At 73.6% G+C, this 26,840-nt stretch carries 17 protein-coding genes; 11 read left to right on the top strand and 6 right to left on the bottom strand.

Going from position 1 to position 26,840, the window contains the following annotated elements; genetic code table 11:
* Positions 1–613: 613 nt before the first annotated feature.
* Entirely contained in the window at positions 614–1,006 is a 393-nt protein-coding gene (locus HB370_RS40450) for an MFS transporter (protein WP_167513253.1), read from the top strand.
* An 859-nt stretch (positions 1,007–1,865) separates the two neighbouring features.
* On the opposite strand, the gene HB370_RS40445 is transcribed toward HB370_RS40450, so the two are convergent.
* From HB370_RS40445 to HB370_RS40430, 4 genes are all read right to left on the bottom strand, one after another.
* The gene (locus HB370_RS40445; RefSeq protein ID WP_348273518.1) at positions 1,866–2,207 is read right to left on the bottom strand and encodes a nuclear transport factor 2 family protein; all 342 of its coding nucleotides are present in this window, start codon (positions 2,205–2,207) and stop codon (positions 1,866–1,868) included.
* A gap of 97 nt (positions 2,208–2,304) precedes the next feature.
* Positions 2,305–3,288, bottom strand: a complete 984-nt coding sequence (locus HB370_RS40440; RefSeq protein WP_167513251.1) for a phosphotransferase — start codon at positions 3,286–3,288, stop codon at positions 2,305–2,307.
* A 9-nt stretch (positions 3,289–3,297) separates the two neighbouring features.
* Positions 3,298–3,936, bottom strand: coding sequence for a hypothetical protein (locus HB370_RS40435; RefSeq protein WP_167512919.1), 639 nt, complete (start codon positions 3,934–3,936; stop codon positions 3,298–3,300).
* Positions 3,937–4,029: 93 nt separating this feature from the next.
* Positions 4,030–4,884, bottom strand: a complete 855-nt coding sequence (locus HB370_RS40430; RefSeq protein ID WP_167513250.1) for an NAD-dependent epimerase/dehydratase family protein — start codon at positions 4,882–4,884, stop codon at positions 4,030–4,032.
* Between the two features lie 136 nt (positions 4,885–5,020).
* Here HB370_RS40430 and HB370_RS40425 point away from each other — a divergent pair, with 136 nt between their 5' ends.
* The 10 genes from HB370_RS40425 to HB370_RS40380 all read left to right on the top strand — a co-directional run bounded on the left by HB370_RS40425 (position 5,021) and on the right by HB370_RS40380 (position 17,784).
* Positions 5,021–5,869: a helix-turn-helix transcriptional regulator gene (locus tag HB370_RS40425; RefSeq protein WP_167513249.1), complete on the top strand. Its 849-nt coding sequence runs from the start codon at positions 5,021–5,023 to the stop codon at positions 5,867–5,869.
* A 588-nt stretch (positions 5,870–6,457) separates the two neighbouring features.
* Positions 6,458–7,090, top strand: coding sequence for a LuxR C-terminal-related transcriptional regulator (locus tag HB370_RS40420; RefSeq protein ID WP_167513248.1), 633 nt, complete (start codon positions 6,458–6,460; stop codon positions 7,088–7,090).
* Positions 7,087–7,782, top strand: coding sequence for a response regulator transcription factor (locus HB370_RS42345; RefSeq protein ID WP_244405932.1), 696 nt, complete (start codon positions 7,087–7,089; stop codon positions 7,780–7,782). The genes HB370_RS40420 and HB370_RS42345 overlap by 4 nt, the downstream gene beginning before the upstream one ends.
* A gap of 214 nt (positions 7,783–7,996) precedes the next feature.
* Positions 7,997–9,286 carry a diaminobutyrate--2-oxoglutarate transaminase gene (gene ectB / locus HB370_RS40410; protein WP_167513247.1) on the top strand — a complete coding sequence of 430 codons (1,290 nt, stop codon included), beginning with the start codon at positions 7,997–7,999 and terminating at the stop codon, positions 9,284–9,286.
* Between the two features lie 76 nt (positions 9,287–9,362).
* Positions 9,363–10,316, top strand: a complete 954-nt coding sequence (locus tag HB370_RS40405; protein WP_167513246.1) for an ornithine carbamoyltransferase — start codon at positions 9,363–9,365, stop codon at positions 10,314–10,316.
* On the top strand, positions 10,309–12,630 hold the full coding sequence (locus HB370_RS40400; RefSeq protein ID WP_167513245.1) for a lantibiotic dehydratase: 2,322 nt from the start codon (positions 10,309–10,311) through the stop codon (positions 12,628–12,630). The genes HB370_RS40405 and HB370_RS40400 overlap by 8 nt, the downstream gene beginning before the upstream one ends.
* The gene (locus tag HB370_RS40395) at positions 12,627–14,174 is read left to right on the top strand and encodes an amino acid adenylation domain-containing protein (protein WP_167513244.1); all 1,548 of its coding nucleotides are present in this window, start codon (positions 12,627–12,629) and stop codon (positions 14,172–14,174) included. The genes HB370_RS40400 and HB370_RS40395 overlap by 4 nt, the downstream gene beginning before the upstream one ends.
* A complete protein-coding gene (locus HB370_RS40390) occupies positions 14,171–15,133 on the top strand; it encodes a threonine/serine dehydratase (protein WP_167513243.1) in 963 nt (320 codons plus the stop codon). Before HB370_RS40395 ends, HB370_RS40390 begins: the two co-directional genes overlap by 4 nt.
* Before the next feature lie 83 nt (positions 15,134–15,216).
* On the top strand, positions 15,217–15,480 hold the full coding sequence (locus HB370_RS40385) for an acyl carrier protein (RefSeq protein WP_167513242.1): 264 nt from the start codon (positions 15,217–15,219) through the stop codon (positions 15,478–15,480).
* A gap of 9 nt (positions 15,481–15,489) precedes the next feature.
* A complete protein-coding gene (locus HB370_RS40380) occupies positions 15,490–17,784 on the top strand; it encodes a lantibiotic dehydratase (protein WP_167513241.1) in 2,295 nt (764 codons plus the stop codon).
* A 546-nt stretch (positions 17,785–18,330) separates the two neighbouring features.
* Here HB370_RS40380 and HB370_RS40375 read toward each other — a convergent pair.
* Together HB370_RS40375 and HB370_RS40370 are read right to left on the bottom strand one after the other, a co-directional pair.
* Positions 18,331–19,317, bottom strand: coding sequence for a TauD/TfdA family dioxygenase (locus HB370_RS40375; RefSeq protein ID WP_167513240.1), 987 nt, complete (start codon positions 19,315–19,317; stop codon positions 18,331–18,333).
* 124 nt (positions 19,318–19,441) lie between these two features.
* Positions 19,442–26,797, bottom strand: a complete 7,356-nt coding sequence (locus HB370_RS40370; RefSeq protein ID WP_167513239.1) for a non-ribosomal peptide synthetase — start codon at positions 26,795–26,797, stop codon at positions 19,442–19,444.
* Positions 26,798–26,840 lie beyond the last annotated feature (43 nt).

The raw sequence follows: 26,840 nt of genomic DNA, 5'->3' as shown, positions 1-26,840 counted from the left end.
CTGTGCACGGTGACCGTGCGGGCAGAGCGGACGGGCTCTTCGTTCATCCGCTGTGCCCTTCCCTCACGGCGGTTCCTGCGGCAGAGTCGCGCGCTGAGGCGATACACGAGATCTCTCTCGAACGGATCCTCCATGCGATACACCACCGAGCCCGGGCGGAACACCGGCACCGACCGCGAAGAGAGCCCGTCGTGCGCGCAGGCAACTCTCCTGACATTCCGGCCCGTTCGGTGGTGCGTCGGCGCGGTCGGAGGTACGCGGTCGGCTCCGTGTTCAGGGTCACGGCTGTCCGATCCCTGCGCCAAGCCGGGCCACGCAGGCAGCCACGACCACGTCGGCCTCCCGGTCCACCCGCCGGTGGACGCGGCCGAGGCGCTCCGTGACTGCCGGCAGCGCGGCGACGGCGTCCACCACCGTCCCGGTCCATGCCGCTCACCCCGTCCAGGCCGTCGCCCGCATGCGTATCGCCCTCGGCTGCCCATCCCCTGCGGGTCCTGTCAGCCACCGATTGCCCCGGGCACGCGCCGACGTCGCCCCAAGCCGCCGGAGGACGCACTTCCCGGACCGCGGTCGACGGTGCTCCGACTGATGGCGGTTGCCGTCGAGGCGTCCCGTGCCCGATGCCGGTGGGGAGTTCGTCGTGGTCGGTCTCGGCGAGGGTGGCGCGGAGTACGGGGGAAAGCGGATCATGATCGGCACCGATCTCGCGGCGGTCGCGGTGGTGACTGTGGTGCCGCTCTGCTGGACCGCGGGGGTACCGTCCGTGCCCGTCCTGTACGCGGTCGCGCTGCTGCTGGGGGCGCTGACCGTGCTGCAACAGGCCGCGTCGATCACCATGGTGCCCGAGATCGTCGACGACTCCCGGACGCATCCGGCGAACGCGCGGATCGCGGGCGCGTTCTCGCTGGCGGACATGGCCGGAACCTACGGCGGCACCTCGTCGTACGCCTCCTCGGCGCGGTCCGCGCCCTTGGCCGCGACCTGGCCGGCGGGCTGGAAGAGGTAGTAGCCCTCGGCGATCCGGATCGGGTCGACCGGCTCCAGCGGCACGAGAGGCCGGCCGAGGCCGGCGCCGGCAAAGGGGGCGGTCAGGCAGGCGGACGGCCGGTGACGGCCGGCAAAGTCGTCGTCCTGATCCGGCGGTAGGTCCTGAAGCCGTAGGCAGACAGTCCTGCCCAGATGACGGTACTGACCAGAGGCCACCACAGATCCCGTCCTCCCTCGCCCCGGGCGAGATTGACGGCCCAGTTCACCGCCCAGCTGATCGCAAGGACAAGCGCCACCCACCTGGCCCACCGCCAGATTCCCATGGTTCCCCGGGCACGCGCTTCCTGGGGAATCCGCTTGTCCTGCCGTAACCGTGTGTCATCCATACCTACGCGCCTACCCCCTGCCCGTCCCTTGCCTCCCGGTCCCTGAGGGATGGCCGAAAACGGACGAACCCACCCGGCTTCAGAGAGACACAGAGGTGGTCCGGGGAAGGACTGGCTCGCAGTCAGAAGCCTCGATCCGGTCGGCACGCGGGCCCCGTCCCGACCATCGCCCGGCCGGGACCCCGGCCCCTTCCTGCGCCTGAGCGTCCAGCGGCGCCTCGCCCGACGCGGGACCAGAGCCGTCGAGGCGGCCCGCCCATGGCCGGCGCGGTACGTCGTCTTCGACCTTCTCCATGCCGGGACGAACCTGGTGCGGGCCGCCACCGAAGCCATCGTCGGTGCCGTCACCGGCTCGCTCGCGGCGCCTCGGACGGTGCTGCCGGGCCGCTACGACGCAGCGGGCCGCCCGCAGTACACCGGGCGCGGCTCGTGAGCACCGCCTACGAGGCGGGGCTGGTGGCGCCGTAGGAGACGTCAGGACGTGCGTCTTCCTCACATCACCGCATCGGTGCGCAGCGGTCCGGCGGTGACGTGGAGGGTGCGGATCCTGCCGTCGTCGTCGAGGCGGTACAGGTGCATGAACGGGGCCCGCACGATGGTGTCCGGGTCGGTCTTCTTCGCCATCACGGCCTCGCCGCGCAGGAACAGGACCCCGTCGGGGGCGTCCCAGCACTCGAGGACGGTGTGCTCGATGTGCAGCGGCTCGTCGATCGTGACGAAGAACGCCTTCACGGCCTCGGCACCCACCACGTGGGCCGTGCCGAAGAACATCTCCGTGTCGTCGGTCATCCGGGCGAAACCCTCGCCGAAATCCAGGGTGTCGATCTCGCGCATGAGCTGTCCGACCCACCGCGGCACAGAGACGGGAGCGGCACGCTGCGTCATAGTTCCCAGGACTCCTGCTCGTAGGCGTTCGCTCCAGCGATGAGGTTCAGACATAGCGGCTGAAAAGGGATTCGATGTATCCCTCCAGCCTTTGAGCCAGTACACCGGCTGTCAGATCGACGCGGCCCAGTTCACGCCAGGGGACAGCGACCTTCTCCGCGTCCGGAGCGAATCCCAGCGCGTCCAGCAGCCGCCAGTAGAGATGGGCAGCGCCGTCTTCAGCCAAGGTTCCTCCCGCGGCGACGTAGCGATCGGCAAAGCGCATACCGGCGGGAATCCCGTGCAGCAGAGCGAGGGCCGTCGAGCAATGAGCCACGTCCAAGTCGGCCGGCCCCCAGGAAGTCTCCACCCAGTCAACGACCCCACTGATCTGAAGATCATCACCGGTACCCGTGAAGAGGACGTTGCCGGGATGGAAGTCCCGGTGCAGGAAGCAACCCTGATAGGCCGGGGGCTCCTGGCGGATGACGTCGACAGCCCGCTGCCAGAGCTCAGGCCGCTCGGTCGCCGCGGGCAGAGTCACTCGCTCGGGGGCGGCCCAGGCCTGGTAGGTGCGAGGCCGTTGTTGCGCGGTCACCGCCAGCTGATGGATCCGCACCAGTTGCTGGGCCAGCAGTTCAGCGCGGTCATCAGCACCCTGGTCGTCCAGGTGCACGGTCCCTGGCAGCAGGGACATCAGCAAGGAGGGGTGATCGCAGTACTGCGCCGTCGCATCCACCGCCACGAGCGTGGCCGCAGGCACGTCCGTGTCGCCGAGGAGGCGCAGGATAGCCGCCTCACGGGTCAGCAAACCCTCCGCGTGCCGGACGAAGAAGGGCTTGACGAAGGACCGAAGGACAAGTGAGCGCCGGCCACCTGGACCACGGAGGTCAAGGCGGCGCATCTCCGACGTCCAGCCGCCACGCAGGCGCACAACATTTTCGATGTGCTCCGCCTCGGACAGCCCCTTCTCCACCCAGGAGCGCGTGGCACCCCAGCCTTGACCGCCAAGATCCGCGCCGATGCCCTCGGCCCCCTCACCCGAAACCATGCAGGCAGACTATCCGCCCCCAGCCAACGCGTCCCGGGAACTGAGTTCGCCGACAGCGTCGTTGCGATGCCGGGGGCCAGGGCGCCTGCACTGGGTGGCTGTCCGAGCCAGGTGATGGTCAGGGTGGCCAGCCGGCGCAGGGGGCGGTTCACCCAAGTGGATGTGGGAGAGCTGGCCGACGGAGGCGTGGCGGACGTCTTCGCCCTCGGGGTCGTCCGCGTTCCGCTCCCGAAAGCCCCACGGGTCGGCCGCGGCTTCGACCATGTCGAGTGCCGCGCGGTCGAGTCGGGAGTGGGTCAGCCAGTCCACGACGACCTGAGCGTCGTCGGTGGGCGGCTGGGGTGGTGCCACGTGCGGGCCGGTCGTGGCCAGGCCCAGGCGCACCTGTTCGAGGAGGACCTCGAAGGCGACGGGGGGAAGCCCCTCGGCCAGGCGGAGAAGGGCGTCCGATCCCACTTCTTGGCGGTCGTAGTCGTCGGCGGCCTGGCGGTTCGCCTCCCCCTCGGCATCGTTCTTCGGGTCCGTGAGCCGAAGCACCAGAGGTGACACCACCGGCATCCCCTGAACTGCGGCTTCAGCCGTTCGAAGCTCAGTGGTTGTCTCCGGTTGGGCGCAGCGGCACCCCGCGCTGCCTGTCACCAGCAGCACGCGAAGCAGAGTCGATGTCACCGCCTTCGTGTCCCGCAGCCGGGTACCGGCTGTCGGAGTTCACCGGGGTGAACTGCCCCGGTCAGTGACCCGTCACAGGGCTCCGGCGTCCCGGGCCGTCCAGACGCTCGGGTAGATCGGCCGGAAGCCGAGTTCCCGGCGGATGCGCTGGTTGGACATGATCCCGAACCACGGGTCGGGGTCCGTGAACTCCTGGAGCCCGGCAGGCACCTCGACGCCGTTGAGTCGGTACAGCTCGACCGTCGTGACGGGGGCGTCATCGGCGATGTTGTAGATCCGGCCGGCGATACCCGGCGCGTACAGCAGACGCATCAGGCCCTGGGCGACGTCCGCGTGGTGAGCCATCTGCAGGCGCTGGTGCGGTGCCCAGCGGGCGGCCCAGCGCAAGGCGTCGGCAAGGTGCGGGTCGCCCTCGCCGTAGACGAAGGGGAGCCTCCCGATGCGTACGTCCAGACCCTCGAGCGCGAGCAGCTCGCGCTCGGCCTCGGCCTTGGACTCGGGGTAGGCGCCCCACAACGCGCCGCCCGGCCGGCTCTCGTCCTCCTCGGTCAGCGGGCGGCCCCGTCCGACGCCGTACACATTGTTCGTGCTGACCTGCACGAACCGTTCCACGCCTGAGACTTGCGCGGCTCGGCCCAGGGCCACCGCGGCGTCCCGGTTGACGGCCCACGCCTCCTCGTCGGGCACCCCGCGGAAGGAGGCGGCGACGTTCACCACGGCGTCCACGCCGGCGAGCGCCTCGCCGAGTGTCTCCGCGTCGCGCATGTCTCCTACGGCGACCTGGGCGCCCAGCTCCGCGAAGCGCTCGCCACGAGCCGCGTCCCGCACCAGGGCCCTCACCTGCTCGCCCGGCTGCCGCTGGGCCAGCAGCCGCGGCACGAAGCGGCGTCCGACCTGTCCCGTCGTACCGGTCACCAAAGTCAGCATGATGTGCTCCTCACGCACTGTGTCGCCTGTCGTCGAAGACCAGCCTCGGTGGATACCGGGACGACCGGCAGAGACCTCTGCATCAGGGGATCGGCAGTCCCTGGATAAGCCGGCCGGGGTCCCGCACCCTGGAGAGGTGAACCGAGTCGAACTCACCGACTTCCTGCGCCGGGCTCGTGCCCGTCTGGCGCCTTCCGACGTGGGTCTCCCGGCCGGCGCCCGCCGCCGTACGCCAGGGCTGCGCCGCGAGGAGGTGGCCCAGTTGGCGGGCATGTCCGTGGACTACTACACGAGGCTGGAACAGTCCCGGGGCCCGCGCCCGTCCCGTCAGATGCTCACCGCGCTGGCCCGCGCCCTCCGCCTGACCAAGGACGAGCACGACCACCTCTTCCACCTCACCGGTCGGGAGCCGCCGCGCCGTGAGGCGACCGGCACGCATGTGCGCCCGGGCCTGCTCCTGGTGCTGGACCGGCTGCACGACACCCCGGCGATCGTGGTGACCGACTGCGGCGAGGTCCTGGCCCAGAACGGGCTGTCGCGGGCGCTGAGCGGAGACGTCCTCGCCCGCCCGCCCCGGGAACGCAACATGATCCGCCGCTTCTTCCTGGACCCGGCGGCCCAGGAGCTGTTCCCGCCCGAGGATCGCCCGGCGCGCGCCCGCGAGCACGTCGCCGGCCTGCGAGCGGTGGCCTCGGCCCGCCCCACGGATCCCGAACCCGCCGGCCTCGTCGCCGAACTACGTTCCGCGAGCGCGGAGTTCGCCCATCTGTGGAGCAAACACGAGGTCGCCGTACGCCGCGCCACGACGAAACGCTTCCGGCATCCTGAGATCGGTGTCCTCGAACTCGACTGCGAGGTCCTCGTCAACTCCGACCACAACCAGCAGCTCGTCATCCACACGGCCCGCCCGGGCACGGAGTCGTACGAGCGCTTGCAGTTGCTGCGGGTGGTGGGCTTGCAGGATCTGACGCCGAGGAGCTCCTGACCGCGTGCGCACGACCCGCACGGCCCGGCCCCGGGTTCGTACCGCACCGTCCCGCACAAGGGGCTTCCGCCCGCGCGGGCAGCGAGCGGCGGGTGACCGAGGTCTACGGTATCCGTGGCATCGGCTCGCGCTACAACCTCGCCCACGCCATGGGGGGAACGAACGACCACGGCTGCGGACCGGCAGCACCCGGTCCGCCGGCGGCCCCGTCACGGTCCTCGGCGGCTGAGAGTCGTCATCGCACGCGAACACGAGAGGAGGACCGGCGGCTTGGGCGGCCCCTCCCGTCGTCCTCCGGCGCGGCTCCCGGGAGGAGGCGTGGCGGACATGGGGGTATCGCCCCCATGTTTTCGCCGCCGTCCCCGGCGGTGCCCGCCGGCATCCGGTGGCGGCGGACGGGCGGGGACGTGCGGGCGGAGGGGCCGGGCGGTGAAGGTGATAGGGACGACGGCGTGGGCCGACGGCGAAGCGGCCGACCCGCGCCGTCGTCGGATCGGAAAAACTGGGTGCCCGCACCCGATGACGCCCAGGGCTGCGCGGCCGATGCTCTTGCCCTGTCAGGCAGAGGCCGATTCCCAGGAGGAGCCGATGGGCGAACCGGTGAGAGTCAGCATCGTCGCGCAGGACCCGATACTGGAGGCCGGTACCCGGAGCAGCCTCCAGTACCACGGCGACATCGCGGTGGCGCTGTCCGGGGAACGGGCGCAGGTCGCGGTCATGATGGTGGACCGGGTGGCCCCCCAGGTGATGAACGTGGTGCGGGCCGGGCGCGAGGCGGACGAGCGGCAGGAAGTGGTTCTGGTCGCGACCGAACTGGCGGCCGAGGACGCGGTCCAGGCGTTCGCAGCGGGCATCCGGGGACTGCTGCGTCGTTCCGAGTGCACCGCCGAGCGCCTGGTGTCGATGGTCGTGGCGGCCGCCGCGGGCGACTGCACGCTGCCACCGGACCTGCTGGACGGGCTTCTCAAGCACGGCCAGGGGGCCGCCGTCCGCCGCCCGGACACGGACGGGGCCGCGGCGCCCGACGGCTCGGCGCTGTCGGAGCGGGAACGGGCGGTCCTGCGGCTGGTCGCGGACGGCCGGGAGACCGAGGAGATCGCACGTGAACTGTGCTACTCGCCCCGCACCGTGACCACCGTGGTGCACGACGTCACCCGGCGGTTCCAGCTGCGCAACCGGGCGCACGCGGTGGCCTTCGCCCTGCGGACGGGACTGCTGTGATCGCGACGACGGCGGCCCCGCCCACGACCCTCCCGGCCCCGACCGCCCCGACCACCCAGAGCGCCCCGACCGTCACCGCGCCCCGGCCGGGGGTGCGGGTGCGGGTCCGGTCGAACGACGCGACGGCGCGCGCGGTGGTGGAGGCCAGACTGATCACCGCGGGACTCCGGCCGACCGAGGCGCCGGATCCGTCCCCGCAGGACGTGCTGGTGGCCGTAGGCGGCACCGTGGAGGCCGCGATCGAGGTCGTCCGGCCCGGCCTGCCGGACGAGTACGGGCGGCTGCTGGTGGTGGCCGACGTACTGTCCCGCCACGGCGCGCTGCGGGCGTTGCGGGCGGGCGCGCGGGCCATGGTGCTGTCCGCCGAGGCGACGCCGGAGCGACTGGCCGCGACCGTCCACTCGGCCCACCGCGGCGAGGGCCGCCTCTCCCACCTGGCGCTGGCCCGCCTGCTCGACGAATCGCCGGAGCCATCCGGGTCCGGACGGCGGCCGGACGTGCCGACGCTGACCGGCCGTCAGCTACAGGTGCTGCGGCTGATGGCGGACGGCCACGGCAACGAGGCGATCGCCGCGACGCTGCGCTGCTCCAAGCACACCGTCAAGAACGTGATCTACGAGCTGATGGGCCAGCTCCAGGTCCGCAACCGGGCCCACGCGGTGGCGCACGCGGTGCGCACCGGGCTGATCTGAAACCGGGCCGGACCGGTCCTGGTCGGCGGGATGCCGGACCGGGACAAACGCGCAACGCCGCGGCCGTGCGGCTGCCATTCGTTCCCTGGTGCCGTGCCACGGTCCGGCGGCACGCTGCTTCTGCCCATGTCCGCCCCGCGGGCATGGCGGCTCTCCCTCCACGTGCGCTGCCACGAGCGGCTGCCGCGGCTACGTTCCCTGCCGAGAGGACCCGATGGACATCGCCGAGGACACCCCGATCACCGGCCGGAAGCCGGCGCCAGAGTTCAAGGTATTCGAGGAGCTGGAGTCGGAGGTCCGGCTGTACTGCCGCACGTTCCCGGCCGTCTTCGAGCGGGCCAAGGGCGCCGAGTTGTCCACCGAGGACGGCCGGACGTTCATCGACTTCTTCTGCGGTGCGGGGACGCTCAACTACGGGCACAACAGCGACTTCATCAAGTTCCGGGTGGCCGACTACCTCGCCGCCGACGGTCTCGCGCACGGACTGGACATGTACACCGTGGCCAAGCGGGACTTCCTGACCGCCTTCGCCGACACCGTGCTGCGGCCCCGCGGGCTGGACTACAAGGTGCAGTTCACCGGGCCGACCGGCACCGACGCCGTGGAGGCCGCGCTCAAGCTCGCCCGCAAGCAGACCGGCCGCTCCGGCCTGGTGGCGTTCACCGGCGCGTACCACGGCATGTCCCGCGGTTCGCTCGCGGTGACCGGCAGCCGCCGGGCCCGCCGGGCGGGCGGGGTCAGTGGGCAGGACGTCACGTTCGTACCGTACGAGGACGGTCCGCAGGGCCGTTTCGACTCGATCGGCTACCTGGAGCGGCTGCTCACCGACCCCTCCTCGGGCGTCGAGCCGCCCGCCGCGGTGATCGTGGAACCGATGCAGATGGAGGGCGGCGTCTACCCGGCGAGCGCCGGCTGGCTGCGCGCCCTGCGCGAACTCACCGAACGGCACGGGATCCTGCTCATCCTGGACGAGATCCAGGCGGGCTGCGGCCGCTCCGGCCGGTTCTTCTGCTTCGAGCACGCCGGGATCACCCCCGACGTGGTGACCCTTTCCAAGTCGCTGAGCGGCTACGGGCTCCCGCTCTCCGTGGTGCTGTTCCGGCGGGAGCTGGACGTCTGGGAGCCGGGCGAGCACACCGGGACGTTCCGCGGCAACCAGTTGGCCTTCGTCGCCGCCACCGCTGCCTGCGAGCTGTGGCGACAGGACGCCTTCCATGTCCGGCTCGCCGCCTCGGTCGACCGCCTGGACCGGTTCCGCGCCGAACTGGACGCGCTGGGACGGGGACTGGTGACGCGCGGGTGCGGGATGGCGCTCGGCATCGACCTCGGCGTCGAACCGCCGCGCGCCGAGCGGCTGCAGCGGTACGCCTTCGACCACGGGCTGATCGTCGAACTGTGCGGCCGCCGTGACGAGGTGGTCAAGCTGCTGCCCCCGCTGACCATCGATCCCGCCGTGCTGGATCGCGGCCTCGACGTGCTGCGGCGGGGCCTGCAATCCGTCTGACGTGCCGTCAGTGACGCTGCCGGACCCGTCACCCCCTGTTCCAGACCGTCATGCCCGTCAAGGAAGGAGACCGCAGATGTCCGGTCCGCTACGCCGACACCTGATCTCGATCGGCGACCTCGGCTTCGAGGAGATGCACGGCATCGTGCGGCGGGGTGCCGAGTACGCCGCCGGCCGCCATGAGGGCGCCCGTCCGCTGCACGACGCCGTGGTGGGCGTGCTGTTCCGCAAGACCTCCACCCGCACCCGCACCGCGTTCTCGGCCGGCGCCCTGCGCCTGGGCGGCCGGCTGATCACCTACGGTCCCGGGGACCTCCAGGAGAACACCGGGGAGACGGTCGAGGACACCGCCGCGGTGCTGTCCCGGATGCTCGACGTGCTGGTGGCCAGGACCGCGGGCGGCGAGGCCGAACTGCGGGCCCTGGCCGCGCAGCGGCGGATGGCCGTGGTCAACGCGATGAGCGCCGCCGAGCACCCCACCCAGGCACTCGCCGACCTCACCACGCTGCTGCGCCGGTTCGGGCGGATCGACGGCCTGCGGGTGCTCTATCTCGGCGAGGGCAACAACACCGCCTCGGCGCTGACCCTGGCGCTGTCCCGCTACCCCGGCACCGAGCTGCACCTGCGCACTCCACAGGGGTACGGGGTGGAGCAGTACTACCTCGACCGGGCCGCCGAGTACGCGGCGGCGGGCGGAGCGCTGGTGACGCAGCGGCACGACCCGGCCGACCTGCCCGAGGCGGACGTGATCTACACCACTCGCTGGCAGACCACCGGCACCACCAAGGCCGACCCCGGCTGGCGGCGCGCCTTCGAGCCGTTCCGGGTCGACAAGGCCGTCATGGACACCAGCCCCGGCGCGCTGTTCATGCACGACCTCCCCGCGCACCGCGGCGACGAGGTGACCGCCGAAGTGCTGGACGGGCCCGACTCGATCGCCTTCGAGCAGGCCGAGAACAAGTACCACAGTGCCCGCGCGGTGCTGGAGTGGTGTGCCGGCGGCGCCCCGGCGGGAGACGGCGATGCATGAGCCCGTGCTGCTGCCCGGCGGCGGCTGGCGCCTGTGGCGGCACTTCGCACTGCGGGGACCCGGCTTCCCGGTGACCGGGGTGCTCAGGCTCGCGCCGCGGGAACTGGCCGAGGCGGCCGACCGGTTCGGTGCCGGGGCGGAGCTGGCCGGAGCCGACTGGCAGTCCTTCGAGGATGCCTTCGCCGCCGCGGCCGTGGAGACCGCCGAGGAGTTGCAGAGCATCGCCGGCCGGCCCGACTTCCGGGCGGCGGTGGCCTGGCAGAACCGGGCCGTGCTGCACACCGGCATCGCGCCGTTCCTGGCCTGGACGCCCAGCGCGGCCGGCCGGACCAGCATGCCGCGCCAGCGCGAGGAACTGGTGGCGCACTACTGGCAGCGGTTCTGCGTCAAGAACGACACCATCGGCTTCTTCGGCCCGGTCGGCTGGGCCACCCTCGACCCCGGGCTGCGCGGCATCGAGGTGGACCACGGCGCGGGTCTGATCACCCGGTCCGAGGTCTTCTTCTCCAGCTGGTCGATCGACGAGCTGGCCAGGACGCTGGACCGCGATCCGGGCCTGCGCCCCTGGCTGGCGCCGCGTCGGCTGCCGTACCTGCGGATCGAGGAGGCACGGGTACGGCTCCCGGGGCGGCCCGCGCAGCCGGTGTCGGAGCTGGAACGCCAGGTGCTGCTGCGCTGCGACGGGACGCGCCCGGCCCGGGACATCCAGCGGGAGCTGACCGGCCGGGCCGCGCCGCAGCGGGTCGAGGAGGTCCTCGACCTGCTCGTCCGACGGCGCTGGATCACCTGGCGGCTGGAGGTTCCCGCCACCGCCCACCCCGAACGCCACCTGCGCGAGACCCTGGAGCGGGTAGGCGATCCGGCGGTCCGCGAGCCGGCCCTGGCCAAACTCGCGGTGCTGCGACGCGGCCGGGACCGGGTGCGGGCCGCCGGGACCGACGCGGAGGAGCTGGTCGCGGCGCTCGCCGCCCTGGAGGCCGACTTCGCCCGCCTGACGCAGGCCCCGGCGCAACGCGAGAAGGGGGCCAGGACGGCCCCCAACCGCTCACTGGTGTACGCGGACTGCCGTCGCTCGGCGACCGCCCGGGTCGGCAGTGCGGTGCTGGAGGCCCTCACCCCGCTGGAGCTGTGCCTGACCGCCGCCCGTTGGATGACCGACCGGTTCGCCGAGGTCATCGGCGCGCGGATCACCGAGGTCTACCGGCGGCTGCGCGAGCGGCACGGGACGGTGGACCTGGGCTCGCTCTGGTTCGAGTGCCTGCCCGCCCCGCACAGCCGGTCGATCGCCGACATCGACGCCATCCAGGAGGAGCTGCGCGAGCGCTGGGCGGCCGTCATCGCGGCCCCCGAGGGTGTCCGCCGGGTGGAGCGGACCTCGGCGGACATCGCCGAGCAGGTGCGCAAGGCGTTCGGGGAGCCGGGGACCGGCTGGTCGCTGTCCCGCTACGCCAGCCCGGACGTGATGCTCATCGCCGAGGACCTGCAGGCCGTGGAGCGGGGCGAGTTCAGCCTGGTGCTCGGCGAGCTGCACGTGGCGATGAACACGCTGGGCGCCTCGCTCTTCGTCACGCAGCACCCGGACCGCGAGGAGCTGATCGCGGAGACCACGGCGGACTTCCCCGGTCCCCGGCTGGTCCCGATGCTGCCCAAGGAACTGCCGCTGATCCGCTGGTCCGCGCGCAGTCGCCCGGCGCTGGACCGCCCGCAGGACTACTACGTCGCGCTGGTGGACCACACGGCCGACCCGCGCCGGCCGCGCACCGTCCGCTGTGCGGACGTCGCGGTCGAGGAGCGGGCGGGCCGACTGGTCGCCGAACTGCCCGACGGCGCCGTGTTCGACCTGCTCGACGTCTTCTGCCACGCGATGACCAACCGGGTGATGGACCGGTTCCGGATCCGCCCGGACGCCGACCACTCCCCCCGGGTCACCGTGGACAAGATGGTCGTCTCCCGTGAGACCTGGCGCTTCGCCGCCGGACAACTGCCGTTCGCCACCGAGAAGAGCGAGGCCAAGCGGTTCGTCCGGGCCCGCCGGTGGCGGGCCGCGACGGAGCTGCCGCGGCACGTCTTCGTGGTCTCGCCCGCCGAACCCCGGCCGTTCTACGTGGACTTCGACAGCCCGGTGTACGTCAACATCCTGGCCAAGGCGATCCGCCGGCTGGCCGCCCGGGACCCGCGCGCCCGGCTGACCGTCTCCGAGATGCTCCCGACCCCGGAACAGGCCTGGCTCACCGACGACCTGGGCAACAGGTACACCTCCGAGCTGCGGTTCGTCGCGGTCGACCGCTCCAAGCTGCCGGGCGGTGCCGGATGACCGAAGAGCCGACCGTGGAGCCGAGCTACGTGGACGCCATCGCGGCGCACGCCGCCGGGGCTCCCGGTGCCGCCGCCCTGGTCACTCCGGGGGGCGTCCTGACGTACGGCGAACTGGCCGACCGCATCGACGGGCTGGCCCGGCACCTGGCCGCGCACGGAGTCGGCGCCGAACGGGTCTGCGCGGTGGCGCTGGAGCGCGGCCCGGACGCCGTCGTGGCGATGGCCGCCGTCTCCCGGGCCGGCGGCGCCTTCCTCACCCTGGACGTGGACGCGCCGCCGCCACGGCTGCGGGCGATGGCCGACAGCGCCCGGGCCGGCGTCCTGCTCACCACTGCCGCTCTGGCCGAGAAGCTGCAACTCACCGTCCCCGGGCCGACCGTGCTGATGGACTCCAGGGCCGGCCGGGCCACCGCGCCGGCACCGGCCGAGCGGACCGCGCCGCCGCCGATCGTGGCGTCCTCGCTGGCGTACGTCTCGCACACCTCCGGCTCGACCGGTGCGCCCAACGCGGTGTTGATCGAGCACCGCGGGCTCACCCGCTACCTGCGGTTCATCGCCCGCGACTACGGACTGGGCCCGCACACCACCGCGCTGCAGCTGGCTCCGCTCGGCTACGACGCGTCCATTCGGGACACCTTCGCCCCGCTGGTCGCGGGCGCCCGGCTGGTGCTGGCGGACCGCTCGGTGCTGCTGCGGGCGGAGGGTTTCGCCGAGACGGTACGGCGGTTCGGCGTGGACACGGTGCTCAGCGCCACGCCGTCGCTGCTCACCTTCCTGACCCGGCACGAGGCGATCGCCCCGGAGCTGCGCGGGCTGCGGCTGACCGTCTCCAGCGGGGAGTCGCTGCGGCCGTTCCTCGCCGCCGGCGGCCGCCGGGCGCTCGGCGGCGGGCTGGTCAACCAGTACGGCCCGACCGAGTGCACCATGACCTCGACCCGGCTGCACCTGCCCGAGCGGCCGGAGACAGCCGCCGACCTGATCGGCACGCCCATCGACGGGGTCGCCGTCCGGCTGCTGGACGGCGGCTGCGGCCCGGTGGCGGACGGCGAGGTCGGCGAGATCCACATCGCCGGCGCCGGCGTGGCGCGCGGCTACTGCGGCCGCCCCGCGCTGACCGCCGAGCGCTTCCTGCCCGATCCGGCGGGCCCGCCCGGCACGCGGATGTACCGGACCGGCGACCTGGCCCGGCGACGGCCCGACGGCAACCTGGAGTACCTGGGCCGCGTCGACCGGCAGATCAAGATCCGCGGCTACCGGGTGGACCCGGCCGAGATCGAGGGCGCGCTGCTCGGCCACCCCGCGGTGACCGGCGCCGTGGTCACCGCGGAGCGCGACGACCAGGGCCGCTTCCACCTGGTCGCCCATGTCTCCGGGGCACTGGCCGGGGTCACCGACGCCGGGCTCCGCGCCCACCTGATGCGGACCCTGCCGTTCCACCTGATACCGCACCGCTTCGTACGGATCGATCGAGTGCCCACCACCAGCACCGGCAAGACCGACCGCCGCGCGCTGGGTTCCCCGCCCCCGGACCGGGCACCGTGACGGCCCTGCCGACCCGGCTCGGGCTGGCGGACGTGCGGGCGGCGGCCGACCGGATCGCCGGCCGGGTGCGCCGCACCCCCCTGTTGGCCCTCGACGCGCTGCCGGGCATCCTGCTCAAGGCCGAACACCTCCAGCACAGCGGCTCCTTCAAGGTCCGCGGCGCCGCCAACGCGATGGCCGGAGCCACCGCGGGCGAGATCGTCGCCGGTTCCTCGGGCAACCACGGCATCGCGGTGGCCCGCAACGGCCGGGCCCTCGGCGTCCCGGTCACCGTGGTGATGGCGGCCGGGGCCAGCGCGGACAAGGAGCGGGTCATCCGCTCGCTGGGCGCGCGGGTGCTCCGGGTGGACGGCGGCGTGACCGAGCGTGAACGGCAGGCCCTGGCCCACGCGAAGCGGACCGGCGCGCTGCTCGTGCCCTCCTCCGACCACGAGCTGGTGGTCGCGGGCCAGGGCACGGTCGGCCTGGAGATCTTCGAGCAGGCGCCCGAGGTCGACACCGTCTTCGTCCCGACCGGCGGCGGCGGCCTGCTCGCCGGTATCTGCCTGGCCGCGCGGGCGGCCCGCCGACCGGTGCGCATCGTCGGCGTGGAGCCGGCCGGGGCCGACCGGTACGCCCGCTCGCTGGCCGCCGGCCGGCCGGTGGCCGTGCCGCCGTCGGCCACCGTCGCCGACGGCCTGCGCGGGCAGTCGCCGGGCACCGTCACGTTCCCGATCGTCCAGGAGCGGGTGGACGCGCTGGTCGTGGTCGCGGACGAGGCGATCCTGCGGGCCATGCGGCTGCTGCACCGGGCGGGCGTCCCCGCCGAGCCCAGCGGCAGCGTCGCGCTGGCCGGGGCGCTCTGTCCGGCGGGCCGCCGGCTGCGCGGCGAGCGCGTCGCCGTCGTGGTGTCGGGCGGCAACACGCCCGCCGCACTGTCCGCCAGGCTGCCGGACCGCCCCCCGGGCGATTCGGTCTGACCCCCGCGACACCGCCGGCACCGCTTCCCGGCATCGCGCCGACTCACCCCTACAGCAAGCAGCTACCGACTCGGAGGTACCGGATGACCAGCACGCACAGTCCCCAGGTGACGGCGGCACAACTGCCCGAACTGATCGCCTCCTTCTACCGGGAGACCCTCGGCGACGACAGGCTGGACACCTCCAGCGACTTCTTCGAGGCGGGTGGCGACTCGCTCAGCGCCTTCCAGATCACCGCCCGGCTGCAACAGGCCGTCGGCGTAGAGGTGCCGGTCGCCCTGGTCTTCACCTACCCGTCGCCCGAGGACCTCGCCATGGTCGTCATCGCCGACGCCGGCCTGAGCTAGGGGGGCACCATGGCCGGGACAACCGTCCCGCTGGGGGACAAGTGGCAGCTGTGGCGGCAGTTCGCCCTGCGCGGGCCGGGCTTCCCGGCCGACGGGGTGCTGCGGCTGGCGGCGCCCGGACTGGCCCGGGCGGCCGACGCCCTGGGCCCTCGGGCCGCGCTGACCGGGGCCGCGTGGAAGACCTTCGAGGATGCCTTCGCCGCCGCGGCCGTGGAGACCGCCGAGGAGTTGCAGAGCATCGCCGGCCGGCCCGACTTCCGGGCGGCGGTGGCCTGGCAGAACCGGGCCGTGCTGCACACCGGCATCGCACCGTTCCTGGCCTGGACGCCCAGCGCGGCCGGCCGGACCAGCATGCCGCGCCAGCGCGAGGAACTGGTGGCGCACTACTGGCAGCGGTTCTGCGTCAAGAACGACACCATCGGCTTCTTCGGCCCGGTCGGCTGGGGCACCCTCGACCCGGACCGGACCGGCGTGACGGTCGAGCCGGGCGAGGGGCTGGTGACCGGGACCGGGGTGTACTTCTCCAGCTGGTCGATCGACGAGCTGGCCAAGGTCCTGGACTCCGACCCGCGGCTGCGCGAGTGGGTCGCCCCGCGCCGCATGCCGTACCTGCGGACCGGCGCGGCGGCGGTCCTGCCGCCCGGCCGGCCCCCGCAGCCGGCCACCGAGCTGGAACTGGCGGCGCTGCGGCTGTGCGACGGCCGGCGCCCGGTCCGGGAGATCCGGCGTGAGCTGGCCGGCCGGGCCACGCCGCGGCAGGTCGAGGATCTGCTCGATCAACTGGTGCGGCGGCGCTGGATCGTCCGCAAGCTGGAGGTGCCGGCCGGCACCCACCCCGAGCGCCACCTGCGGGACTGGCTGGAGCGGGTCGGCGACGAACAGGCCCGCCGACGCGGCCTCGGCATGCTGGAGGTGCTCGAACGCGGCCGGGCCGGGGTCGCCGCGGCGGCCACCGAGCCGGAGCTGACCGAGGCGCTGGCCGCACTGGAATCCGACTTCCGGGAACTGACCGACACGGCGGCGGCCCGCGCGAAGGGCAGCACCACCGCGCCCTGCCGCACCCTCGTCTACTCGGACAGCACCAGGGCCGCGACCGCCACGGTCGGCACCGAGGTGCTGCGGGCCCTGGAGCCGCTGGACCTGCTCATGACCAGCGCGGGCTGGCTGACCTCCCGGCTGGCCTCCCGGGTGCTGGCACTGGCCGAACAGGTCCACGAACGGCTGAGCACGGCCGGCGGCGGACCCGTGGACCTGGCGTCGTTCTGGTTCGCCTGCATGCCGGTCCTGCACGGTGACGCGGTCGGCGAGGCGGCCGCCCTGCAGCGCGAGTTCCGGCACCGCTGGTCCGCGATCCTGCGCCTGCCCGAGCGCGAGGGCAACGTCGCGGTCGCCTCGGCGGACATCGCCGGGGCGGTGCGGGCCGCCTTCGACGAGCGGTCGGCCGGCTGGACCGCGGCACGCTACCTCAGCCCGGACGTGATGCTCGCCGCCGACGGCCCGCAGGCCGTCGAACGGGGAGAGTTCGAGCTGGTGCTCGGCGAACTGCACGTGGCCACCAACACCCTCGGTGCCTCGCTCTTCGTCCACCAGCACCCGGCCCCGGCCGAGCTGTTCGCGCAGACCGGCCGGGACCACCCGCGGCCGCGGCTGATGCCGCTGCTGCCCAAGGAGCACCGGGCCCGGCTCTCCACCCGGGTCCGGCACGCCCTGGTCCGCCCCGAGGACTACCAGATCGCCCTGCTCGACCACGGCGCCGACCCGCGTCGGGAGCGCACCGTGCCGAGCGCCGAGGCGGTGGTGGAGCGGCAGGACGGCCGCCTGGTGGTCCGGCTGCCCGACGGTGCCGTCTTCGGCGTGCTGGACGTCTTCGCGCACGTGCTGACCACGCTGGTGATCGACCTGTGCCGGCTGCTGCCGGAGGCCGACCACACGCCCCGGATCACCGTGGACCGGCTGGTACTGGCCCGGGAGACCTGGCGGTACGCCGGCGGCGCGCTGGACTGCGCCCAGGACAAGAACGAGGCGCGCCGCTTCGTGCGGGTCCGCCGCTGGCACGCCGCGGGCGGGCTGCCCAGGTTCGTCTTCGTCACCACGCCGACCGAGCCCCGGCCGTTCTACGTGGACTTCGAGAGCCCGGTGTACGTCAACCTGTTCGCCAAGGCGGTCCGCCGACTGGCCCGGCAGGACCCGGAGGGCCGGCTGACGGTCACCGAGATGCTGCCCAGCCCGGAGCAGACCTGGCTCACCGACGACCAGGGCCGTCGCTACACCAGCGAACTGCGCTTCGTCGCCCTCAGGGACTGACACCGGCCGGCCGGGCCGCCCCGAGGACCGACCGGGGGCGGCCCGGCCTCGTGCCAGGCCGGACAGTGGATGCCGACCGCCCGCCGAGGAGAATCTGTCCGGGACCGAGCCCACCGAGGAGCGGCAGCCGCCCCGAACCGCCGCGGCGTGGCCGGTACACCATGCGGGAGTCCAACGAGGCGGCCGCCCGGCACACCCTCGCGCGGGCCCGCGCCGTGTGGAAGGACACCGTCCTCGCGGGGGCGATCACAGGCCGGTGGCGAGCGGCGCCGTCCCGGTCGTCCGGGCGGGCCCGGCATCCCGGCCGGCGCCGACGTCACCGCCGCGGCCGGCCCGTGCGGCCGCGGGACGGCGCACGCCATCGCGGCCGGGCGCCGCGGTGCCGACCGGGATGCCGGGCCCGCGGTCGGCCGCAGGGCGATCACGGTCGAGGCGGGCGGGCACACCCGCCCGCCTCGACCGTGATCAGGACATCGGCGTGCGAGACGGGGACGCCTCGCACGCTCGGCCGCGGCGTCCGGACCTCCCCGCCGCCGACTCGGGGTGTCAGCCGGTCAGGACGTGACCGTCGCCGGCCCGGTGCACGCGCGAGCGGCGCAGGTTCTGGGTCGCGAAGGTGCGGTGCAGCCAGCGGTCGCGTCCGTCGTAGCGCGGCGCGAAACCGGTGCGGCCGTGCGCGGTCACCCGGTTGTCGACGATCGCCAGGTCACCGGGCAGCAGGTGGTGGGTGAGCGCGTGCGCCGCGAAGAGTCGCCGGAGTTCGCGCATGGCCTGCGCCGCCCGCTCGGTGAGCGGCTCGGTGGCGGCGAAGTCGACCAGCAGGTCCGGGTCCTCGCGAGCGCCGCTGAGCACCGGGTGCGGCCGGGAGTGCGTCGCGGGCAGCGCGAAGGAGGGCGGCGGCGCGGTGCTGAACTCGGGCTGGAAGAGCGCTTCCCGGTGGCCGGCGCCGAGCAGGTGGTGGACCTGCCGGATGGAGGCGGTGCGCAGCCCGGCCACCCGGTCGTGGTCCGCCCGTACGCACAACAGCAGGACGAAGTCCGGGCGGTGCGGGTGGAAGGCGTTCTCGGTGTGGAAGGTCAGCAGGACCGATCCCTCGTTGCCCTGGAACTCCTCGTTGCCCGGCACGGGGACCACGTCGTGGACCATCGCGCCGGACTTCTCGGGCCGGAAGGAGATCGGCTCACCGAGCGCGTGGGTGAGGAGCATCAGGACGGCCGTGGGCATGGTGGCCTCGCGTTGGGCGGAGCCGCTGACCATGGGGGTCGGCCCGATCAGCGCCTCGTCGACCGGCAGGCCGCGGACCAGCAGCACGCCGGCCGGACCTGGGTCGCGGCCGAAGTCGGCCAGGGATCTGCGCAGGACGACGGGCAGCTCGTGGCGGCGTCGGCCGGCCTGGCGGATCCAGGCGGGATCGTCGATCCGTCCGTCCGCGAAGGACAGGAGGCCGGCGGCCAGGCTCTCGACGGCCATGGACGCGCCGGGGTCCAGGGTCACGACGCTGTCGTGCGCGTCCGCTGTGAGAACGGGGGGCATTGGTTCGCTTCCTTCGTCGGTGGTGCGTGGTCGCGGCCGGGCCCGGCGGGTGGGCCGTGCGCTCACCGGCCGGCTGGTCCGGCACCGGGGCGGCCGGGCCCGGCCGCTCGCCCCGGCCGGATGCTCACCGCTGCTCGCCGGCCAGCAGGCCGGTCAGTACCGTCGCGACCTCGGCGACATGAGGGGTCCTCAGGACGCCCAGGTGGTTGCCGCCCACGCGGTGGACCGTCAGCCCGCCGGGGGCCAGCTCCCGCCAGCGCGCGGTGAAGTCCTCGAAGCTGACGCCTTCCGCGACCTCGTGTTCGCCCGCCGCGACCTCGTCGCCCGCGAGCAGGTGCAGCCGGCCCTCGTAGGGCGTGTGGCGGTAGGCCAGCCGGGTCTGCAGCAGCTCCCGCCAGACCCGGATCCGCGCCGGCCAGAAGTCGTCACCCGGCTCCGGCGGGGCCACCTCTCCCTCGTCCAGGATCCCGTTGAGCAGGTCACCGGCCCGCTGCCGCAGCTCGGCCACCCGCTCCGGGCCCGCTCCGGAGCGTGCGGCGTCGGCGAGCCGGGCGAACGCCGCCTCGACCCGCTCGAACCGCCGGACGAACTCGTGCATGTTCTCCCGCTCATAGGTGTCCAGTGCGGGGTCGAGCAGCAGGAAGGTGACTTCCTCGCCCGCCGCGTGCAGGCGGCGCGCCATCTCGGTGGTGATCTGGCTGCCGCCGCACCAGCCGAGCAGCTGGTACGGGCCATGGGGAAGGATCCGCCGCAACTCGGCCAGGTTCAGTTCGGCGACCTGTTCGACGCTCTCCGGCGCCGGGCAGGGACGGGTCAGGCCCGGCCACTCGAAGGCGGCCACCGGCTGGTCCGGGTCCAGGTGGTCGGCCAGTTCGGCGAACCAGTGGGCGCTGCCGGGGTGCACGCAGAACAGCGGCGGCCTGCTGCCGGTGCGGCGCAGCCAGACGATCGAATCCGCCGCCCTGGCCTGCGCGCCGCTCGTACCGTCCGGGTCGCCCGTGTCCTCCACGGCCTTGGCGTCGGTCACCACGGCGGCCAGCTCGGCCACCGTCCGGTGGCGGTAGAAGTCCTGGAAGGTGAGTTTGTAGCCGTACTCGGCCCGGAGCCTGGTGATCACCTGCATCACCGTCAGCGAGTGGCCGCCCAGTTCGGTGAAGCTGTCGTCGATCCCCACCTGCTCGCGCTTGAGCACCGCGGCCCAGGTCCGGGCCAGGATGTTCTCCACGGCCGTGCGCGGGGCGCGGTAGGGGCGGCCGGAGGCCGGCCGGGTGTCCTTCGGCAGCCTCGCCAGGTCGATCTTGCCGCTCGCGGTCATCGGCAGTTCGTCGAGCACCAGGTACCTGGACGGCACCAGGTGGGCGGGCAGCACCTGGGCCAGCCGGTCACGCAGCGCCTCCGGATCGAGGGTGCCCTCGCCCGTCGGCACCAGGTAGGCGGCCAGTTCCTTCTCCCCCGCCGGGGTGCCGACCACGTGCACCGCGGCCTCGCGCACCCGGGCCTCGCGGCGCAGCGCGGCCTCCACCTCGCCCGGCTCGATCCGGTAGCCGCGGATCTTCACCTGGTGATCCACCCGGCCGGCGAACTCCAGCACTCCGTCCTCCCGGTAGCGGGCCAGGTCACCGGACCGGTAGAGCCGCTCGCCGGGGCGCGCGGCGTACGGGTCCGGCACGAAGCGTTCGGCGGTCAGCTCCGGCCGCTCGACGTACCCGCGGGCCACCTGGGCCCCGCCGATGTACAGTTCGCCGACCACACCGACCGGCACCAACCGCAGGTCGCGGTCCAGCACCCGCATCGTGGTGTTGGCGAACGGACGGCCGATCGGCAGCACCCCGGCCGGCAGCCGGCCCGGGGTGCCTTCGAGCCGGGAGCAGCCGACGGTGGTCTCGGTCGGGCCGTACTCGTTGTCCACCACGGTGTCCGGCGCGTGCTCGGCCCAGCGCGAGACCATCTCCCGGGTGAGTTCCTCACCGCCGGCGATCAGACGGCCGGCCGCGCGGCGCAGTGCCTGCGGCGACAGCGTCTGGTTCAGCAGCGCCAGGTGGGAGGGGGTCAGCTTCAGCAAGCCGAACCCCCCGCGCTCGAGTTCGGCCACCAGGGCGTCGATCCCCGGTGTGCCGTCGTCCTCGGTCAGGGTGACCGGCTGGCCGGAGAGCAGCGCGGGGAAGAGCGAGGTGACCGGGAGGTCGAAGGCCATCGAGGAGTACAGCGGAGCGCCGGTGCCGCCCAGGGGCCGGTAGCCGTCCAGGCACCAGGACACGTAGTTGACCAGGTTGCGGTGCTCGATCATCACGCCCTTCGGGGTTCCGGTCGAGCCCGAGGTGTAGATCACGTAGGCCAGCGAATCGGGTGTCACCTCGATGCCGGGGTTGCCCGGGTCGTGGCCGGCGATGCCCGGGTCCCGGTCGACCGGCAGCGGCTCGGCGGGACCGGCGGCGATCAGGCCGGCCAGGGCGGTCTCGGTGACCACCACACGGGCACCGGTCTCGGCGATCAGTCCGGTCAGCCGGGCCGCCGGGTGGCCCGGGTCGAGCGGCAGGTAGGCGGCGCCCGCCTTGAGGACCGCCAGCAGCGCGACCACCAGCTCCGGGCCGCGGCGCAGCAGCACTGCGACCCGGGACTCCTGGCCGACCCCCAGCTCGCCCAGGCGCCTGGCCAGCCGGTTGGCGCGGGCGTTGAGCCCGGCGTAGTCGAGGGTGCTGCCGTCGGCGCAGCGCAGCGCAGTGGCCCGCGGGGTGCGCTCCACCTGTGCCTCGAACAGCTGGTGCAGGCAGGCGTCCGGGTAGGTCGCGGCGGGGCCGGTGGCGAACTCGGCCAGCCGGGCGCGCTCCTCGGCGGCCAGGACGCTGCCCCGGGCGTCGCCCAGCGGGTCGGCGGCCATCGCCTCCAGGATCCGCCGGTACAGCGCGGCCAGCCGGAGCCCGCCCGCGCGGCTGATCCGTTCGGGCCGGCCGGAGATGAAGACCACCCCGGGGAAGGTCCACACGTCCAGCGCGAACTCGTTGGGGCTGACGTCGACCACCTTGCCGGAGTCGATCCGCCGGCTGTCCAGGACGTGGAAGTCCAGGTAGGTGAAGGCGACGTCGACGAGCGGGGTGCCCTCGCCCCAGGCGCGCTGCATCTCCGGCAGCGGGAACCGGCGGTGCGGCCATGCCTCGACCTCGGCGGTGAAGACCTGTCCGGCCAGTTCGGACCAGGTGGCGCCGGTCAGCTCGACACCGAGCGGCAGGGTGTTGAGGTGCATGCCGCGGACCAGTTCGCCGCCGTCGGTCTCCAGGCGGCCGTTGCAGACCAGGCCGCTGTGGAAGCGGTGGCCGCCGCTGATCGTGGCCATCGCCTTCAGGTGGGCCGCGAACAGCACGCTCTTGAGCGGCACCCCGGCGGTGGCGGCCAGTCGGCGCAGGCCCGGCTCCAGGTCCCGGAACGGCACGGTGACCTGGAACGGCCGCTCGCCGGCCCGTGGATCGGCGGCCCAGGCGGACGGCAGGGCCACCCGCTCGAAGCCGGCGACGCGCGCCCGCCAGAACTCCCGGTCCTCGGCGGAGGCGAGCGAGCGGCGCTCCAGCGCGACGTGGTCGGCGAACCGGACGGTGTGCCCGGCCGGGTCGGCCGGGCTCAGCCCGGCGCGGATCGCCCGGTAGTCGCCCATCAGCTCGTCGATCAGCGAGTGGTGGCTCCAGCCGTCGAGGATCGCGTGGCACTCGATGAAGGAGAAGGTCCAGCGGTCGTCGGCGGTCTGGTGGACGTGGAAGCGCAGCATCGGCGCCTCGCCGATGTCGAAGGGGGTGCGGCGGGTCTCGGCGGTGAACCGCTCCAGCTCCGCCCGCGCCCGCTCCTCGTCCAGTCCGCGCAGGTCGTCGTAGCCGACCTGGACGACGGCCTCGGCGTGTACGAGCTGCAGCGGCTCGGAGAACCCGGTGAGGTCGAATGCCGTGCGCAGGATCTCGTGGCGCCTGGTGAGCTGCGCGGCCGCCTCGCGCAGCGCCGGCAGCGAGAACGGCGCGTCGTCGATGAACGGGAAGAGCGTGATGTTGTGGTACGGGTTCTCGTCCCGGTCGGCGAGCATCTGGTAGACCATCGCGGCCTGCACCATCGCGAGCGGGTAGGCGTCCACCAGGCCGGGCGGCAGGGCCGCGCGGTCGGCGGGCGACAGCAGCGCGAACGGCGCCACCCGCTCCTCCTCGACGCTCTCCGGCCCGCCGGGGGATGCCGTCCCGGCGAACCCGGCCAGGCCCTCTACGCTCTGGTGCACCAGGAGGTTCTGCACCGTCAGGTCGATCCCGCGCCGGCGCAGCGCGCCGACCACCTTGATCGCACGGATCGAGTCACCGCCCAGCTCGAAGAAGTTGTCGAGCGCACCGACCTTCGGCAGGCCGAGCACCTCGGCCCAGGTCTCGGCGACGATCTGCTCGGTCCTGGTCCGGGGGTCGACGTACGCTCCCGCCGCGCGGGCGCCGTGCGCCTCCGGGGCGGGCAGCGCCCGGCGGTCGATCTTGCCGTTGGCCGTCATCGGGAAGGCGTCCACCGGGACGAAGACGGCGGGCACCATGTAGCCGGGCAGCTTCCGGCCGAGCCGGGCCCGCAGCTCCGCCACCTCGACCGAGTGGCCGGCCCGTGGCGCCACGTACGCGACCAGCCGGGCCTCCCGCTCGCCCGGGCGGCGGTGCGCGATCACCAGACTGCTCTCCACCTCGGGCTGGCTGCCGAGGGCTGCCTCGATCTCGCCGGGCTCGATCCGGTGGCCGCGGATCTTCACCTGCTCGTCGACCCGGCCGAGGAACTCCAGTTCGCCGTCGGCGTCGTAGCGGGCCAGGTCGCCGGTGCGGTACATCCTGGCCCCCGGCACGGTGGCGAAGGGGTCGGGCAGGAACCGCTCCGCGGTCAGGCCCGGACGGCCCAGGTATCCGCGCGCCAGGCCGGGCCCGGAGACGTGGAGCTGGCCCGGGACGCCGATCGGCACCTGGTTGAGGTCGGCGTCCAGCAGGTACAGCCGCAGGTCGCCGAGCGGGCGGCCGATCGGGCTGCGCCGGGCGCCGGTCTCCTCGCCGGCCCGGATCGGGCGGCAGGTGACGTGCACGGTGGTCTCGGTGATGCCGTACATGTTGACCAGGGACGGCCGCTGGTCGCCGAACCGCTCGAACCAGGGCGCCAGTTCGGTGACGTCCAGCGCCTCGCCGCCGAAGACCACGGTCCGCACCGCGAGGGCCTCGGGCCGCAGGTCGGCCAGTGCCACCGCCTCCTGGAGGCCGCGGAACGCCGAGGGGGTCTGGTTGAGCACGGTGACCCGCTCGGTGACCAGGAGGTCGAGGAAGTCCTGGGGCGAGCGGGAGACGGCGAACGGCACCACCACGGCCCGGCCGCCGTTCAGCAGCGCGCCCCAGAGCTCCCAGACGGAGAAGTCGAAGGCGTAGGAGTGGAAGAGCGTCCACACGTCCTCGGGGCCGAAGCCGAAGTCCTGTCGGCAGGAGTCCAGCAGCCGCAGCACGTTGGCATGGCTGACCGGCACGCCCTTGGGTGTTCCGGTGGAGCCGGAGGTGTAGATGACGTACGCGGTGTTGCCGGAGGTCCCGAGCGGGGCCGGGTCGGTGTCGGGCCACCGCCGGCCGTCCTCGCCGAGCAGCAGGGTGGGGACGGTCTCCTCGCCCGTGCGCCGGTCGGTGACCAGGGCCGTCGCCCCGGCGTCGGCCAGGATGAAGCCGAGCCGGTCGGCCGGCTGGCCGGGGTCCAGCGGGAGGTAGCCCGCCCCGGACTTGAGTACGCCCAGCAGCGCCACCACCAGGTCGAGCCCGCGCTCGAAGCGCACTCCGACCAGTTCCTCCGGACCGGCGCCGAGCGCGCGCAGCCGGTGGGCCAGGCGGTTGGCCCGGGCGTTCAGCTCGCCGTAGCTGAGCGAGACGCCGTCGCAGGTGGCGGCGGGCGCGTCGGGGGTACGGTCCGCCCAGTACTCGAAGACCTCGGGCAGGGTCCGCTCGGCGGCGTAGTCGTGGCCGGCACCGCTCCAGGAGGCGAGGAGGGTCCGTTCGGCGTCCGGCAGCAGTTCCAGCCGGTCGATCGGTTTGCCCGGGTCGGCGACGATGCCGGCCAGCAGCCGCAGATAGCGCGCGATCGTCCGGTGGATCGTGGCCTCGTCGAACAGCGCGGTCGCGTACTCCAGTTGGCCGGTGAGGGCGCCCTCGGCGGTGGTGCCGAGCGCCAGGCCGAGGTCGAACTTGGCGGTGCGCCAGTCCACCGGCCGCTGCTCGGCGCGCAGCGCGCCCGGTTCGGCCGGGGTGTGGGCGGTCAGTTGGAAGACCACCTGGAAGATCGGGTTGCGGGACGGGTCGCGTTCGGGCGCCAGCTCGTCCACCAGTCGTTCGAACGGGGTCTCCTGGTGGGTGAACGCGCCGAGCGCGGTCTCCCGGACCCGGCCGAGGAGTTCAAGGAAGGACGGGGCACCGGACAGATCGGTGCGCAGCGCCACCGTGTTGGCGAACAGGCCGACCATGGTCTGGGTCTCGGCCCGGTCCCGGCCCGCCACCGGGGTACCTACCACCACGTCACGCTGCCCGCAGCTACGGCCGAGCAGCAGTTGGAAGGCGGCCAGGAACACCATGAACGGGGTCGCGCCCTGGCCCCGTCCCAACTCAACGAGCGGCTCGACCAGTTCGGCCGGGACGGTGAAGAAGGCGGTGGCGCCCGCGGCGTCCCGGACGGGGCCGCGCGGCCGGTCGGTGGGCAGCTCCAGCGGGGTGAGGCCGGCCAGGGTGGTGCGCCAGTAGGCGAGCTGGGCCGCCAGGCGGTCGCCGGAGAGGTGCTCGCGCTGCCAGGCGGCGAAGTCCGCGTACTGCACGCCGGGCGGTTCCAGGGGCACGGGCCGCCCGGCGGTGAACGCCTGGTAGAGCTGGTCGAGTTCGCCGAGCAGCACGCCCTCGGACCATCCGTCGGAGGCGATGTGGTGGAGGGTCAGCAGCAGCGCGTGGGCGTCCTCGCCGAGTCTGACGAGCAGTGCCCGGACCGGGTGCTCGGCGGCCAGGTCGAAGGGGCGGCTGCCGTCCTCGGCCACCAGTTCGGCGAGCCGCCGCTCGGCCCGCGCGAGGGCCGCGCCGGCCCCGCTGACGGCGCCGGGCCCGCTGTCGTGGCCGTCCGCGTCGCGCAGGTCCACCGTGGTCAGGGCGATCGGCCCCGGCTCGTCGATCACCAGCACCGGCTCGTCGTCCACCGCCGGATAGCGGGTGCGCAGCACCTCGTGCCGGGCCACCAGCGCGTCCAGGGCCCGCCGCAGCGCCACCGGGTCGACCGGGCCGGGCAGGCGCAGCAGCAGCGGCACGAGGTACTCGGTGCCGCCGGGCTGAAGCCGGTCGAGCACCCACATCCGGTGCTGCGCGAACGACAGTGGGAGAGCGCCGTCCCGGGCAACGGGGACGATCCCGTCCTGCCGCTTCTTCGTCAAGCCGCGCAGGCGCAGCTGCAGCAGCTCCGTGCGGGAGCGCGGGCTCGTGCTCATCCTTCGCCTTCCTGTGCGTGGGACGGGGTCCGGCCCGGCGACG

This window comes from Streptomyces sp. DSM 40868, from assembly GCF_011820545.1.
In the GTDB taxonomy this organism is placed as follows: Bacteria; Actinomycetota; Actinomycetes; order Streptomycetales; family Streptomycetaceae; genus Streptomyces; species Streptomyces eurythermus.
This window is presented reverse-complemented; position numbering and strand designations above follow the sequence as displayed.

Excerpts from the sequence above, each read along its gene's own strand:
- HB370_RS40400 (WP_167513245.1), top strand. The coding sequence starts at position 10,309 with ATGCATGAGCCCGTGCTGCTGCCCGGCGGCGGCTGGCGCCTGTGGCGG.
- HB370_RS40430 (WP_167513250.1), bottom strand. The coding sequence starts at position 4,884 with ATGCTGACTTTGGTGACCGGTACGACGGGACAGGTCGGACGCCGCTTC.
- HB370_RS40440 (WP_167513251.1), bottom strand. The coding sequence starts at position 3,288 with ATGGTTTCGGGTGAGGGGGCCGAGGGCATCGGCGCGGATCTTGGCGGT.
- HB370_RS40380 (WP_167513241.1), top strand. The coding sequence starts at position 15,490 with ATGGCCGGGACAACCGTCCCGCTGGGGGACAAGTGGCAGCTGTGGCGG.
- HB370_RS40370 (WP_167513239.1), bottom strand. The coding sequence starts at position 26,797 with ATGAGCACGAGCCCGCGCTCCCGCACGGAGCTGCTGCAGCTGCGCCTG.
- HB370_RS40375 (WP_167513240.1), bottom strand. The coding sequence starts at position 19,317 with ATGCCCCCCGTTCTCACAGCGGACGCGCACGACAGCGTCGTGACCCTG.
- HB370_RS40445 (WP_348273518.1), bottom strand. The coding sequence starts at position 2,207 with ATGCGCGAGATCGACACCCTGGATTTCGGCGAGGGTTTCGCCCGGATG.
- HB370_RS40420 (WP_167513248.1), top strand. The coding sequence starts at position 6,458 with ATGGGCGAACCGGTGAGAGTCAGCATCGTCGCGCAGGACCCGATACTG.
- HB370_RS40385 (WP_167513242.1), top strand. The coding sequence starts at position 15,217 with ATGACCAGCACGCACAGTCCCCAGGTGACGGCGGCACAACTGCCCGAA.
- ectB (WP_167513247.1), top strand. The coding sequence starts at position 7,997 with ATGGACATCGCCGAGGACACCCCGATCACCGGCCGGAAGCCGGCGCCA.
- HB370_RS40405 (WP_167513246.1), top strand. The coding sequence starts at position 9,363 with ATGTCCGGTCCGCTACGCCGACACCTGATCTCGATCGGCGACCTCGGC.
- HB370_RS40395 (WP_167513244.1), top strand. The coding sequence starts at position 12,627 with ATGACCGAAGAGCCGACCGTGGAGCCGAGCTACGTGGACGCCATCGCG.